We start from the raw sequence: 13,700 nt of genomic DNA on the forward strand, positions 1-13,700 counted from the left end.
TCATAGAAATCAGGATGCAGGGAATATGGCAGCGATTTTATCTCTTTACATCTTCATGACCCGACGAAAGAAATCAAAAATGAAGTGGAAAACTACAAAGAAGGTGATCAGGTGGCTGATATTTCTTACATTATCCCCACTTTTAACAATGTGGACCTGCTGAAAAAATGTCTGCATACTTTACTTCCCGAGACGGTAAAAGGGGATAAAGTGATTATTGTGGATGACGGGGGAAGCGACGGGACTTACGAATACTTGATGGAAACCTATAAGGAAGATACCCGTTTTATCATTCTGCATCAGGAAAATCAGGGGCAGGGTGTAGCAAGAAATCTGGGTCTTGACCATGCAGTGACGGAATATGTCTGGTTTGTCGATTCGGATGATCTGTTAGTGGAGGGTGCCCGCCGGAAAGTGAAAGGAATTCTCGACACGAATGAATGGGACATTCTGATTTTTGGTTACACTGTAAAAAAATCGCGAACTGAAATGAAAAATGTCGCTTTAAAACTTAAGTATTTGGATTACAGGGAATTGATGCTCACTGATCACTTTCCATGCAACAAAATTTTCAGAAGAAAACTTTTCGACGTCATCCGTTTTCCGGAAAAGAAATTCAGATTCGAGGATCATGCGACTATACCTAAAGTACTTCACGAAGCTGACCACGTTAATTATTTAAATACTCCCTTGTATGTATATGATTTGAGTCACGAGACGAATGTAAGTAAAAACGAGAAACTTTACGATCATATGTATATAGCATGTAACTGCCTTGTGGATTACTTCAGAGAAGGTGGAGAAGTAAGAAAGGGGCTGGAACCTCTTTTAATCAATACTTTTCTTTTTAACAGAATGTACTCTTCAAGAGATGTATCATTTTCCGAAAGAAAACGTGAATTCATGGAAATGGAAAGGTACCTGAATGAAAGCATTCCGGGCTGGCAGACATCTGAGTATCTTGATTTTTCGTTCTGGAAAAAGTACCACCACATGCAGCATTATACTTTTGTTAAATTGTTCAACATAAAGTTATTTTCCCGCTCTCCTTTAGCGGCTTTACTGATCCTGCACCCGTTCAACAGTCTGAAGAACTCAGTCAAAAAAATAGTCAGGTGAGGTGAATTTCATAAGGGAACAGTCGCAGCCTATAAGTCAGGGCTGCGTTTTTTCTTATCCGGATCATTTGTTTAAAGGTGTACAGTTAGTGGAACATTCTCTGTACAACTACAGGAGGATGATAAAGTGATTGAACACAAGTTATACATTAATGGTGAATATACAGAGTCCAGTGGAGATGATTGGATAGAGATCGAAAACCCGGCTACGGGTAAGATTATTTCCAAAACTCCAAGAGGTACCGAAGAGGACGTGAATAAAGCGGTGGAAGCAGCGAAACAGGCTCAAAAAGGCTGGGAGCTCACACCGAATGTTGAAAGAGGAAAAATCGTCCGTCGTCTCGGGGACGAAATCGAAGCCAACCGCGATACGTTCATTGATCTCCTGCAGGAAGAACAGGGGAAAGACTACGGACTGGCCAGCGGGGAAGTGGACCTGGCTATTGATTACTTCCGCTATATGTCCGAGTGGGCAAGACGCATAGAAGGTGAAATTGTACCGAGTGACAGAGAGAACGAGAACATCTTCGTTTATAAGAAACCGATAGGAGTCGTGGGCGGTATCGTACCATGGAACTTCCCGGTATTCATTCTGGCACGTAAAGTTGCCACTGCTCTCGTAACCGGCTGTACAATCGTTCTGAAGCCTAGTCAGCAGACCCCGAATACGGCTGCCGAATTCACAAAAATCATCGATAAGATGGAAGATATTCCTAAAGGGGTTTATAACTTCATTACCGGCACAGGATCCGAACTCGGAAACGCTATGGCTTCCCACAAAGACGTTGAGATGATCACGATGACCGGAAGCGTCCCCGCCGGCACAAAAGTGATGGAAGCGGCAGCGCAGAATATTACGAAAGTGAATCTGGAACTCGGAGGGAAAGCACCGGCTATCGTCACGGATAAAGCCGACCTCGATATAGCAGCGGAAAGTATCGTTACGTCCCGGCTTGCAAACAACGGGCAGGCCTGTACGAACGCAGAGCGTGTCTACGTACACGAAAGTAAAAAAGAAGAGCTTATTGAGAAATTGAAAGAGTCCTTTGAAGGTATGAAAATAGGGAATCCGAAAGAAGATAAAGAAGTGGACGTCGGCCCTCTTGTCAGCAAAGAACGCCTGGAAGAAGTCGAAGAAATGGTGAACAATGCTGTCGCTGATGGTGCTACTGTTGTTACAGGAGGAGAAAGAGCGGATCTTGATTCCGGTTATTTCTTTAAACCGACCATTCTGACCGATATTTCCCATGAATCGGAAATCATGACGGAAGAAATATTCGGTCCGGTTATTCCAATTTCGACATACAAAACACTTGATGAAGCGATTGAAAAAGGAAATGACACCGAATATGGTCTGTCCTCCTCGGTATACACCGACGACGTCAACCAGGCGATGCGCGTGGCTAACGAGCTTCGTTTCGGAGAGACGTATGTAAACCGCGAGAATTTCGAAGCTGTGCAGGGTTATCATGCCGGAATGCGTCAGTCGGGGCTTGGCGGTACCGACGGCAAACACGGCGTAGAAGATTTCCTTGTGACACAGGTTGTGTATATGCAGTACAAAAATGACAAACAGTAATGATGTTCCTGCATCCGGAGACGGATGCAGGAAATTTATTAAAAGGAGTCACAAAAATGATTATAGATAATGTGCGGATTTACCAGCCGTCCGGTGAAGAAAAGCCGGAAGAACTGTACGCAGTGGAATTCGAAGGAGAATACATTAAAGCAGTGTACCCGAGTCCTTACCAGGGAGAGGGGCCGGTCATCGACGGGGAAAGCAGGGTGCTTGCGCCGGGATTCAATGATTCACATATGCATCTGCTGAGGTATGGATTGCTGGTGAAAGAGCTGGATCTCCGGGAGGCGGACAGTTTCAAGGAGATGAAAGAGATGATACAAAAACATTACGGGGTGCTTGAAGAAGGGCAATGGATATTCGGTAAAGGTTTCAATGACGCCGGATTTGAGGATCTGGAACGCCCGTTGACAGCAAAAGATTTAAACGATATCCAGGTGAATGCCTACATTTATCTTATTCATGAGGACGGACATGAGTGTGTCATCAGTGAAAATGCTCTGGACCTCTTAAAGGAAGAAAAGGAGTTTTCCCGCATACCTGAATCCTTTAAGGAGAGAGATACTTCAGGGCAGATGAATGGACGTTTTAAAGACACTGCGGTTCATTTCATCAATCACAGGTTCTGGGGACGTGATAAGGAAGAGGCTAAAAATGCTATTAAAGCGGCCCTTCCCCGTCTGAGCAGCTATGGTATAACGAGTGTACATACGGACGACCGCAGTTTTATCGGTAGTTTTGCGAGGCTTTATGAGGCGTACACCGATCTGGAGCAGGAAGGGAACCTGCCGATTGATGTGCAGCTTCACCATTATGTTTTTCACAAAGATGATATTACGGAATTTGTTGAAAAAGAAACGATGCGCACAGGAGATGGTACCGCTAGCGTAACGGTGGGGGCTGTTAAACTGTTTCTCGATGGAACCCAGCGGCTTCATACTGCTTCGATGAGAAACCCGTACCCGGATGAACCGTCAAAAAGCGGTCCGCTCATTTACAATCAAAAAGAAGTGAACGAGATGGTACGCTACGCCGCACAAAACCAGATGCAGGTAGCGATGCATGCGATCGGGGACCGGGCTGTGGAACAGGCAGTGACAGCTTTGGAGCAGGAAGAAGCCTGTACGAAAGATTTGCGTCACCGGCTCATACATGCCCAGACTCTGGCGCCGGACTTGATTGAGCGCATTTCTGCCAGTCATGCCTACGTGGAGACGCAGCCTTCTTTTCTTCTCGGAGAATGGGATAAGAAAGAGAAATGGGTACCGGAAGAGCTTGTACCTTTTTCGGATCCCTACAAGAGTATGAAGGAAGCAGGGATCCCGCTTACTTTAAGCTCGGATTTGCCTATCGGTTCGATCAATCCTATGGTAACAGTAGGAACGGCTGTTACACGGCAGGACCTGGAAGATCAGCCCGAGGGCGGATGGATGCCCGGGGAGAAATTGACAGTGGATGAAAGTTTTTATGGAATGGGCCATGCTCCTGCCTACCTTGAATTCAAAGAATATCGAAAAGGGAAAGTGAGCCCGGGGTATCAGGCGGATTTCGTTTTGCTGGACCAGCATCCACTCGAGAGCCCGCCAGGCCGGCTGAAAGATATTAAAGTTACGGAAACGTGGCATAAAGGTATACAGACGTACGCAGAATCTGAATGAAACAACCCCGGCAGCGCCGGGGTTGTTTTCGTTGCGTTTACAATCATTTGGTGTCCTGCACGTACAGGCGGCTCAGAGTTTTACAATGGTTCTTCCGCGAACTTCACCACGCAGAATTTTATCAAGGACGCCCGGTACTTCTTCGAGGCTGACTTCGTTCAGCATATCCTCCTGAAGCATGGAAGGTTTCCATTCATCCGCAAGTTTCTGCCATACTTTTTTACGTTCGTGCATAGGGCAGGTGACGGAATCGATGCCGAGCCAGTTTATCCCCCGGCCGATAAAGGGCAGGACAGTGGTGGAAATCTGGATGCCGCCTACAAGTCCGCTGGTGGAGACGGAACCGCTGTTTTCAAGCGTGCTCAAAATATACTGAAGGGTATTGCCACCTACCGGGTCAACCGCACCGGCCCAGCGTTTTTTCCGTGTAGGGGTACCGTCCGTATCCATGATTTCATCTCTGTGAATGATAGAGGACGCTCCCAGTTTTTTCAGATAGTCATGCTCGGAATCTTTTCCGGTAGCTGCCGTAACACTGTAACCATTCTGGGCAAGAATATTTACGGCGACACTTCCGACACCGCCGGTTGCACCGGCAACGAGAACTTCACCCTTTTCCGGAGTGAGCCCGTTATCTTCAAGTCTCTGAATGGACAAAGCGGCGGTAAGACCCGCAGTTCCGAGAATCATCGCTTCTTTTAAACTCATATTTTCAGGAAGAGGTACCACCCATTCTTTCGGTACTCTCGCAATCTGGCTGAACCCTCCGTCGTGTCCGGTGCCGAGGTCGTAGCTTGTAACGATTACTTCCTGTCCTTTTTTGAAAGAACCGTCCCTGGATTCTATTACAGTTCCGGAAAGGTCGATGCCCGGAACGAGGGGATAGTGTTTTACTATCTGATTCTGGTTCCCTACAAGGGCATCTTTATAATTGATACTGGAATAGGCTACTTCTATCGTGACATCCCCTTCGGAGAGGTCGCCCTCCGTCCTAGAGCGGAGATGCAAGTCTTTATCTTCTTCGAGCACCAGTGACTGGAATTTTTCCATCGATTATTCCTCCTTAATAAATGCTCTTATTCTCATAGCCGGAACAGGGTTTTATGAAACATGAGGATTTTGCTGAACCGTTTAACAGGAAAAACGGTGGGGATATAACTTTTATATGTACAATTCAAAGGAGGACATCATGAAAAAATTGACAGAAGTTTTCTGGATAACATTAGCCATTACTATCGCAGCTTCCGTATGGGGAATTTTCGCTCCGGGTAACTTTGAAGCGACTACCGGAACTATAATGAGCTACATATCATCGAATTTCGGCTGGTATTACTTGCTCATAGTTACGTTTTTCGTAGTTTTCTGTATTTATCTCATTTTCAGTCCTTACGGAAAGATAAGGCTTGGGAGCGCTGAAGACCGGCCTGACTATAGTTATCCGACGTGGTTTTCCATGCTGTTCAGCGCGGGTATGGGAATCGGTCTTGTATTCTACGGGGCAGCATCCCCGGTATCACATTACATAAACACACCCCCACTGGCAGAACCCGGCACGAGGGAAGCGCTTCGTGACGCTATGCGCCTTTCTTTTTTTCATTACGGAGTGCATGCCTGGGGGATATATGCGATAGTGGCTCTTGTACTTGCGTACTTTAAATTCCGTCACGGGAAGCCCGGTCTCATCAGTGCCACTCTGGAACCGATATTCGGTGATAAAATGTACGGTCCCTGGGGGAAAGCGATTGATGTTGTTGCCGTTTTTGCAACGATAGTAGGGGTTGCCACGACGCTCGGTTTCGGCGCTGCCCAAATCAACGGGGGTCTTACATATCTTCTGCAGTGGGACGAAAGCTTTTCCCTGCAGCTGATCATTATTGCAGTGGTAACTGTCCTGTTCATGATTTCCGCCTATACCGGGCTCAGCAAGGGGATTAAGCTTTTAAGTAATGCCAACATGGTGCTGGCTGCTCTGCTCTTCGGCATCATGATTATAGTGGGGCCCACCGTTTACATTGCAAATACATTCATCGATTCTCTGGGAGCATATATACAGAATTTCGCTTACGAAAGCCTGCGTCTGGCTCCGAACAGTGAAGAGGAGCGCGCCTGGGTCATGGACTGGACAGTCTTCTTCTGAGCATGGTGGATAGCGTGGGCGCCTTTTGTCGGTATATTCATTGCCCGGGTCTCCAAGGGACGTACCATCCGCGAATTTTTGAGCGGTGTGCTCCTCATCCCTTCCCTTGTAAGCTTTTTGTGGTTTACGGTATTCGGAGCTACAGGAATTCAGACTCAGCAGAACGGTTCCGAAGTAGCAAGCCTTGCAGATACTCAGGTTCTTTTCGGAGTATTCAATGAGTTTCCGCTGGGGATCGTTATGTCTATCATCGCTATGCTTTTAATCGGTACTTTCTTTATCACTTCTGCAGATTCGGCAACTTTCGTGCTTGGTATGCAGACGACCAATGGCTCGCTGAACCCTCCGAAGACGGTTAAGTTCGCCTGGGGAATCGCCCAGTCGACCGTTGCAGCTGTACTGCTTTATACAGGGGGGACTGCAGGCATTACAAAATGCCCTTATTATAGCCGCTCTTCCGTTTTCCGTGATTATGCTTCTAATGGTTTACGCTTTTTATAAAGCAATCAGGGCAGACAGGGAAAAAATAAAGCAGGATTTACAGAAGTAGAAGATACTTCGATTTTTCCGCTTTACACGTAATTAAGGTAGTGGTAGTATATTTAATTGTGTAAAAAAATAAACCTCAAAAGGAGTTATGCTACAGAATAAACAGGGTCGCGTTGACTGGCCCGTATTTGGTATAAGCGGAGGGGCACTCCTCTTATTCGTGATATTTGCAATTATCGATATTAACAGTGTGACCGAATTTGTAAACACAGGATTCGCTTGGGCTGCTAAATATTTTGGTGCTTTTTGGCAGTTTCTTATGCTTGCTACATTTATAGTCGGGCTGTACCTTGCGCTTTCCAAATATGGAAACGTGAAAATGGGGAACCTTGATGAACCTGAATTAGGTTTGTACAAATGGTTATCCATTATTATGGCGACTCTTCTCGCCGGAGGTGGCGTATTCTGGGCGGCTGCCGAACCGATTACCCACTTTTTGACTGTCCCGCCTTCCCAGGGGGATCTTGATGCAGGTACGAGGGAAGCAATCGCTCCGGCTCTGGCTCAGAGTTTCATGCACTGGGGCTTTCTGGCATGGGCGATCCTCGGTACGGTAAGTGCAGTAGTGATGATGTATGGTCATTATCAGAAAGGTATGCCTCTTAAACCGCGGACGCTTCTCTATCCGATTTTCGGGGAAAAAATACGTACAGGGTGGTTCGCGACGATTGTAGATGCTTTCTCCATTATTGCAGTTGCAGCAGGTACGATCGGTCCGATCGGCTTCCTCGGAACACAGGCAAACTATGGTCTGCAGACTATATTCAATATACCGAACAACTTCTATTCGCAGCTCGGAGTTATTGGTGCCGTAGTTCTCATCTCTACCATTTCAGCCGTCACCGGACTGTATAAAGGTATTCAGAAGCTTAGTAACTTTAACGTTCGACTGGCTATTGGACTGATATTTTTTGTTCTTATTTTCGGTCCCGGTCTGTTTATCATCAACCAGTATGTAGCAGGGTTCGGTCACTATCTTCAGCAATTCCTGGAGATGTCGACCTACCGTGATGATAGAGGATGGCTCGGTGCGTGGACTGTGTTTTTCTGGGGATGGTTCATCGGTTATGGCCCGATGATGGCGATTCTGGTCAGCCGTATTTCAAGAGGACGGTCCATCCGCCAGATCATTTTGTCCATATCTGTGCTGGCTCCGGTCATATCCGCTTTCTGGTTCACAGTACTCGGAGGTTCCGGGATCCACTTTGAACTGGAGAACCCGGGTGTTATTTCCGGTCCTCTCGCAGAAGCAGGTAACGCGGCAGCGATGTTTGCTATCACGGAACAGTTTCCGCTGGCAGTCATCATATCACCGCTGTTTCTCATACTGACTATTCTGTTTGTTGTTACGACGAGTGACTCGATGTCGTATACAATTGCGATGGCTGTGACCGGTGAAGGAGATCCGAAGCCATGGGTGCGCATATTCTGGTCTCTCCTCATGGGAACTGTCGCAGCAATACTCCTTATCATCGGTAACGGGGGAGTAGGATCACTGCAGAACTTCATCGTAGTTACCGCAGTACCCGTTTCGTTCCTTCTGCTTCCTATGATTTGGCTTGCCCCGCGTGTAGCGAAGGAAATGGCTATCAATCAGGGAATTATGAAAAAGTGAAGAATTGAAAAAGCGTCGACCGCGAAAGGTCGACGCTTTTATTTTTGTCAGTTTAAGCTGAATTGTTTAACAAACGGACAGGGCTGAGAAAGGTCTCATTTTTTCTTTATGCTTTTCATAATAAAGCCGTCTTTCGGTAAAGCAGGCATCTTATTCAGACTGTAACTTAAATCCTGTTTCGGAAGTTTGTAGTCCAGATGCCGGGCCATATACTGGAAACTGGCTTTCAGAATTTCAAGAGTCGACCATTCTCCGGGACAGCGGTGGTTCTTCTCGTAATCGCCGCCTCCCTGAGGAATCAGATCGAATAGTCCTCCGTTCCAATTGCGGAAGCGTTCCGGATTGAAAGTTTCCGGCTCTTCCCAGATGCGCGGGTCGTGATTATTACCGTAAACGTCTATGAGCACGAGCTGCCCTTCGGAGAAGTTATATCCCTGCCACGCAAATTCTTTTTTCGTACGTGCCGGCAGGTAAGGAACGAATGGATAGAAGCGCCGCACTTCCTGAGCGAAATAGTACAGGTAATCTTCACTGGCGGCGACCTTTTCTTTCTCTTCCGGAAATTCTTCCATAGCCAGGGCGCCAAAAGTGATGAATTTACTGACAGCCACCGTCGGACGCACGATGTTCAGCAATTCAATAGCGGCCATTCGTGCATCCAGGTGGTTGCCGTTGAGATCACGGTGCATCGCCATTTCAAAAATTGCAGTGCCTTCCTGAGCTTCAAGCTTACCTTCCCGGACGTCGAGTATAAGGTTTTCAAACCACTGTTCGGAACGCTGCCGTGCTTTTCTGCTTTGAAGATGTTTAGGGCCGATAGAGCCGAACCCGTCGATCATGAGCGCGAAATCATCGGCTCTCTTTTTAACTTCTTTATCCTTAAGCGGGACGCCCGCCCATTCGCAGGAAATTTTCATTAGAAGAGTGAGCATCTCATTGTACAAAACGACTTTCCGTTTCTTTTCCCAGAATTCTGAAGCACGTTCCCAGTACTCTGCAGTAATTTGGAAGAGTCGATCAAGCGCTTCCGGGGTCATGAGAGAAAGGAACAGCCTCTTTCTGTGTTCGAAAGGATTGCCGTCCATCGTCTGGATTCCGTTTTCCCCGAACAGGGTTTTCAGTATGAAAGCGGGCATAGCGCCGCCCCGTTTCATTTTATCGTTATCATAAAAGAGTTCTGCTCCTTTTTCGCCACCAAGGAGTGCAGCTCTTTCGCCCAGCAGTTTCGTTTCATATACGTCCAGGTGCTGTTTCTGCAGACGTTTCCGGGCGAAGTTATACCCGTCTTTTAAAATTCCGAGAGAGCGGTCCGGACCTTTGTCCTTCGCAGGGAAATAAGACATTATTTATTGCTCCTTCCTATGTACAGTATAATTTAATATTATATGTAAGCCGCGATTGTTACAATAGAAAGAAATCGAAGGGGGTCTGGACTTATGGATATACACGGAATCCGGCTGGATGATAAAACGAGGTGTCGCCATTATCACAATTACGAAGATGTCGTTGCGATAAAATTTTACTGCTGCGGGGAATATTACGCCTGTATCAAATGTCACGAGGAAATGACTGAACATGAGGTGGAGGTCTGGCCTTCCGAACGACAGGGGGAGTCAGGTATCTACTGTGGGAACTGCAGGAAGGAGATGGCTGTGGAGGTGTATAAAGAACAGACGGAATGCCCGTATTGCGCTCATCCTTTCAATGCCGGCTGCCGTTTTCATTTTCCTTATTATTTTGAATGATTCCCGTTGGTAAAAAGTTCTTGACGTTAAGGTAGTCACCGACGATAATAGGAGGGCTTTCTGTGTAATATAGAAGAAAGGGGCAGTTTTTTATGGAAGATCACATTTCTGTTACTTCACTGATCATCGTGCTTGTAGCGGCTTTTTTGACCCCGATTTTACTTAAAAGGTTCCGCCTTCACTTTCTGCCGGTTGTAGTGGCAGAAATTATCGTGGGGCTGATTATCGGGCAAAGCGGCTTTAATCTGATAGAACCTAACGAATGGCTGGATATATTGTCTACGCTCGGATTTATATTTCTCATGTTTCTGAGTGGTCTGGAAATAGACTTTTCTATTTTCAAATCGGGGAAACGGAAAAAAATGTTGAACGGGCGACCGGAGCCCCATCGTTTCGGCGTGGCTGTCATTATATTCATATTTATTCTGGTTTTATCTTACCTTATTTCTCTTGCTCTTTCTCTGGCGGGTCTTGTAGGGAATGCTTTCTTTATGACGCTCGTCATTTCAACAATATCTCTGGGCATTGTAGTACCCACGCTGAAAGAATCGGAACTCATGAGATCCACAATCGGCCAGATTATTTTACTTGTAGCTGTAATTGCGGATCTGGTTACTATGATTCTTCTGGCGGTGTTCGTCTCCTTTTACGAAGAAGAGGGGAATATGTGGCTGCTTCTTCTGCTCTTTGTGGCCGGGGTAGGCCTCTATTTCCTGGGGAAATTCTTCAAGAATCAAACATTTTTCGAGACCCTCTCGACGGGTACGGTTCAAATCGGAATGAGAGCCGTCTTTACTCTGATAATGATCCTTGTCGGCCTTTCCGAGTCTCTTGGAGCAGAGAACATACTGGGCGCTTTTCTGGCCGGGGTCCTTGTTTCCCTGCTTTCGCCCAATAAGGAAATGGTCCAGCAGCTTGATTCTTTCGGATACGGTTTTCTTATTCCTATTTTCTTCGTAATGATCGGAGTGGAACTGGACATATGGGGTCTTTTCAGCAACCCTTCCGTCGTACTGCTCATTCCGCTTCTGTTCCTCGGTCTCCTGCTGTCCAAGCTCATCCCGGTGATGGTGCTGAAGAAATGGTACGACTGGCGGACAGTGGCAGGTTCCGGTTTTCTGCTTACTTCTACTCTGTCACTCGTAATAGCAGCTGCGAAGATAGGAGAAAGGATAGGAGTGATTGACGGGGAGATGGCTTCTTCCTTAATCCTGCTTGCCATTATAGCCTGTATTTTCACTCCTGTGCTTTTTAAGCAATTCTTTCCGATTGCCGAAAATGCAGAAGAGAAGAAGCGTCTGAAAATCATCGGTGCCAATCAGATCACCATGCCTTTAACGAAAGAATTTGCAGAAGAGGGGTATGAAGTCTACCTTTATCACGCCCGTCCCAATCACAGCGGGGAACTTCCGGGATCGCCTGATTTTACAGTGGAAAAGCTGGAAAGTTATGCGATAGAGGAACTTCAGAGCCACGGCGTATTTGATTCGGAAGTACTCGTAATCTCCACCAATGACGACGAACTGAATACGAATATTGCGCTCGAGGCTGCGGATTCGGAAATCGAGAATATCATCACTAAAGTGGAAGCGCCGACCAATCAGGCTATGCTGAAAGAGAAAGGGATAAACGTGTTTTCTACTATCTTTTCTTCCCGGGCAATGATGAAAGCGATGATCGCCTCTCCGTACATCGCTGATATTTTCGCGACAAGAGAAGAAGGACTGATGGAAGTACCGCTTACAAATCAGGAGTTTCATGGTATGAAGCTTCGGGACTTCCCATTCTTCGGTGATACGATCATCGTAAGAATTTACCGGGGTAACGAATCGATTATCCCTCATGGCGACACTGAATTACAGCTTGAAGACCGGCTGATTGTGACAGGAAACCACGAAAACATAAGTGAGCTTGAGTACCTTCTCGAGTGATATCGATTTTAAAACAGAATGGTTCACGAAGGGATCCGGACATTGATGTCCGGATCCTTTCTTATATACGAAAAAAGGAGGGGGAATATGCGAAAAGTAAGTAGTATTTCTTCAGGAGTAGTGACATAATAAAAACAAATATAAAAAAGGAGCACAATACTGTATGGCGAAGCTGTTGGTTACATTGACTATGTTTATGATACTTGTTTTTGGCTCAGTTTTGTTCTTTGTTATATACGAGTCCGCTCCTGAGGATATTAAAGCCGGAGATCTGGAAAAGAACGCAGCAGATGCGGGGAAAGATAGAAAGAAGAATGATGAGAATAAGACAGGAGGTAACAGTGCAGAGGAAACGAAAGAAAATGTGGGGAGAGAGTCTGTGAAAGACGGATCTTTCAATGAGGAAGTGGATCTTACTTTCACCGGAGACGTGCTTTTTGAAAAGTCTACGAAACAGACGGTCGCGGACGAGGGGTATGCTTACCCTTTCCACTACGTAAATGAAGAGTTTCAGAGTGACGATATTACTTTCGTTAACCTGGAAACCCCTATTACGACCAGAGGAGTGCGGGAAGATAAGATATACAATTTCCGTTCGGAGGACAAAGCACTCGACGGTCTGAAGAAGGCGGGAATCGACGCTGTATCACTGGCTAATAATCACACTCTGGATTACGGTATCACCGGTCTTGAAGACACCTTGCACGCATTGGAAAAAAGAGAGATTCCTTTTATCGGTGCGGGCCGTAACAAAGAAGAAGCCTATCGTGGATGGAAAACAGAGAAGGAGGGGAGGAGCATCCACTTTCTGGCTTTCTCCGCAGTTTTACCCAAAGTGAGCTGGTATGCAGAAGAGGGCCGCCCGGGTATTGCAAGCGGTTATCAGGTGGAAAGAATGGAAAGAATAATTAAAAAAGCAGAAGCTTCGAGTGACCACGTCATTGTGCAGATGCATTGGGGAGATGAACGTCAGACCCAATTCCAGCCCGGAGAACAGCAGATTGCACATCGTCTTATAGATGCGGGAGCGGATGTGATCGTCGGGCATCACCCTCACGTTCTGCAAGGGTTCGAATATTATAAAGATGGTTTTATCGCCTATTCCTTAGGAAACTTTCTTTTCCCGGATTACGTGGACGGGGAAACAGCTTATACCGGGTATTTGAAAGTCTGGCTGAAAGAGGATGAGATCCACCCTTCTTTCATACCGATGCAGATCCGTAACGACCGGATCATGCCGGCTCCTGACGAGAAGGAAGCCCTTCAGCGCATGGAAGAACGTTCCGCCAACATCACTTTTGAGCAGAATAAAATAGTAAAGACGAGCCAACCATGATTCTGCTATGTTATAATTATAAAAAGAGATAT

The 13,700-nt window shown here is 46.4% G+C and carries 9 protein-coding genes and 1 pseudogene; 8 read left to right on the top strand and 2 right to left on the bottom strand.

Annotation, left to right across the window (positions count from 1 at the left end; all coding sequences use genetic code 11):
* The first annotated feature begins 84 nt into the window (after window positions 1-84).
* The 3 genes from BW931_RS07700 (at window position 85) to BW931_RS07710 (ending at window position 4,355) form a co-directional block, all read left to right on the top strand.
* Window positions 85-1,119 carry a glycosyltransferase family 2 protein gene (locus BW931_RS07700; RefSeq protein WP_076571323.1) on the top strand — a complete coding sequence of 345 codons (1,035 nt, stop codon included), beginning with the start codon at window positions 85-87 and terminating at the stop codon, window positions 1,117-1,119.
* A gap of 126 nt (window positions 1,120-1,245) precedes the next feature.
* Window positions 1,246-2,697: an aldehyde dehydrogenase gene (aldA, locus tag BW931_RS07705; RefSeq protein ID WP_008588318.1), complete on the top strand. Its 1,452-nt coding sequence runs from the start codon at window positions 1,246-1,248 to the stop codon at window positions 2,695-2,697.
* Window positions 2,698-2,753: 56 nt separating this feature from the next.
* Window positions 2,754-4,355: an amidohydrolase gene (locus BW931_RS07710; RefSeq protein ID WP_234972604.1), complete on the top strand. Its 1,602-nt coding sequence runs from the start codon at window positions 2,754-2,756 to the stop codon at window positions 4,353-4,355.
* A 72-nt stretch (window positions 4,356-4,427) separates the two neighbouring features.
* Here the strand turns inward: BW931_RS07710 and BW931_RS07715 are convergent, their stop codons facing one another.
* Window positions 4,428-5,405 (bottom strand): acrylyl-CoA reductase family protein, encoded by a 978-nt coding sequence (locus BW931_RS07715; RefSeq protein WP_076571327.1) that lies wholly within the window; start codon window positions 5,403-5,405, stop codon window positions 4,428-4,430.
* Between the two features lie 139 nt (window positions 5,406-5,544).
* On the opposite strand from BW931_RS07715, the pseudogene BW931_RS07720 reads away from it, so the two are divergent.
* Window positions 5,545-7,042: pseudogene (locus BW931_RS07720) on the top strand (glycine betaine uptake BCCT transporter).
* 87 nt (window positions 7,043-7,129) lie between these two features.
* A complete protein-coding gene (locus BW931_RS07725) occupies window positions 7,130-8,656 on the top strand; it encodes a BCCT family transporter (RefSeq protein ID WP_076571329.1) in 1,527 nt (508 codons plus the stop codon).
* Window positions 8,657-8,751: 95 nt separating this feature from the next.
* Here BW931_RS07725 and BW931_RS07730 read toward each other — a convergent pair whose 3' ends face one another.
* Window positions 8,752-9,999, bottom strand: a complete 1,248-nt coding sequence (locus BW931_RS07730) for a CYP152 family fatty-acid peroxygenase CypC (RefSeq protein WP_076571330.1) — start codon at window positions 9,997-9,999, stop codon at window positions 8,752-8,754.
* Window positions 10,000-10,092: 93 nt separating this feature from the next.
* Here BW931_RS07730 and BW931_RS07735 point away from each other — a divergent pair, with 93 nt between their 5' ends.
* The 3 genes from BW931_RS07735 to BW931_RS07745 all read left to right on the top strand — a co-directional run bounded on the left by BW931_RS07735 (window position 10,093) and on the right by BW931_RS07745 (window position 13,668).
* Window positions 10,093-10,401: a CHY zinc finger protein gene (locus BW931_RS07735; protein WP_008588334.1), complete on the top strand. Its 309-nt coding sequence runs from the start codon at window positions 10,093-10,095 to the stop codon at window positions 10,399-10,401.
* Window positions 10,402-10,493: 92 nt separating this feature from the next.
* Window positions 10,494-12,332, top strand: coding sequence for a monovalent cation:proton antiporter family protein (locus BW931_RS07740; protein WP_076571332.1), 1,839 nt, complete (start codon window positions 10,494-10,496; stop codon window positions 12,330-12,332).
* 163 nt (window positions 12,333-12,495) lie between these two features.
* Window positions 12,496-13,668 (top strand): CapA family protein, encoded by a 1,173-nt coding sequence (locus BW931_RS07745; protein ID WP_076571333.1) that lies wholly within the window; start codon window positions 12,496-12,498, stop codon window positions 13,666-13,668.
* Window positions 13,669-13,700 lie beyond the last annotated feature (32 nt).

The sequence above is a fragment of the Salimicrobium salexigens genome (genome assembly GCF_900156705.1).
Classification (GTDB): Bacteria; Bacillota; Bacilli; order Bacillales; family Halobacillaceae; genus Salimicrobium; species Salimicrobium album.

Bases quoted from the DNA above. Each gene is read 5' to 3' on its own strand.
- BW931_RS07710 (WP_234972604.1), top strand. From the start codon at position 2,754: ATGATTATAGATAATGTGCGGATTTACCAGCCGTCCGGTGAAGAAAAG.
- BW931_RS07730 (WP_076571330.1), bottom strand. From the start codon at position 9,999: ATGTCTTATTTCCCTGCGAAGGACAAAGGTCCGGACCGCTCTCTCGGA.
- BW931_RS07715 (WP_076571327.1), bottom strand. From the start codon at position 5,405: ATGGAAAAATTCCAGTCACTGGTGCTCGAAGAAGATAAAGACTTGCAT.
- BW931_RS07735 (WP_008588334.1), top strand. From the start codon at position 10,093: ATGGATATACACGGAATCCGGCTGGATGATAAAACGAGGTGTCGCCAT.
- BW931_RS07745 (WP_076571333.1), top strand. From the start codon at position 12,496: ATGGCGAAGCTGTTGGTTACATTGACTATGTTTATGATACTTGTTTTT.
- BW931_RS07725 (WP_076571329.1), top strand. From the start codon at position 7,130: ATGCTACAGAATAAACAGGGTCGCGTTGACTGGCCCGTATTTGGTATA.
- BW931_RS07740 (WP_076571332.1), top strand. From the start codon at position 10,494: ATGGAAGATCACATTTCTGTTACTTCACTGATCATCGTGCTTGTAGCG.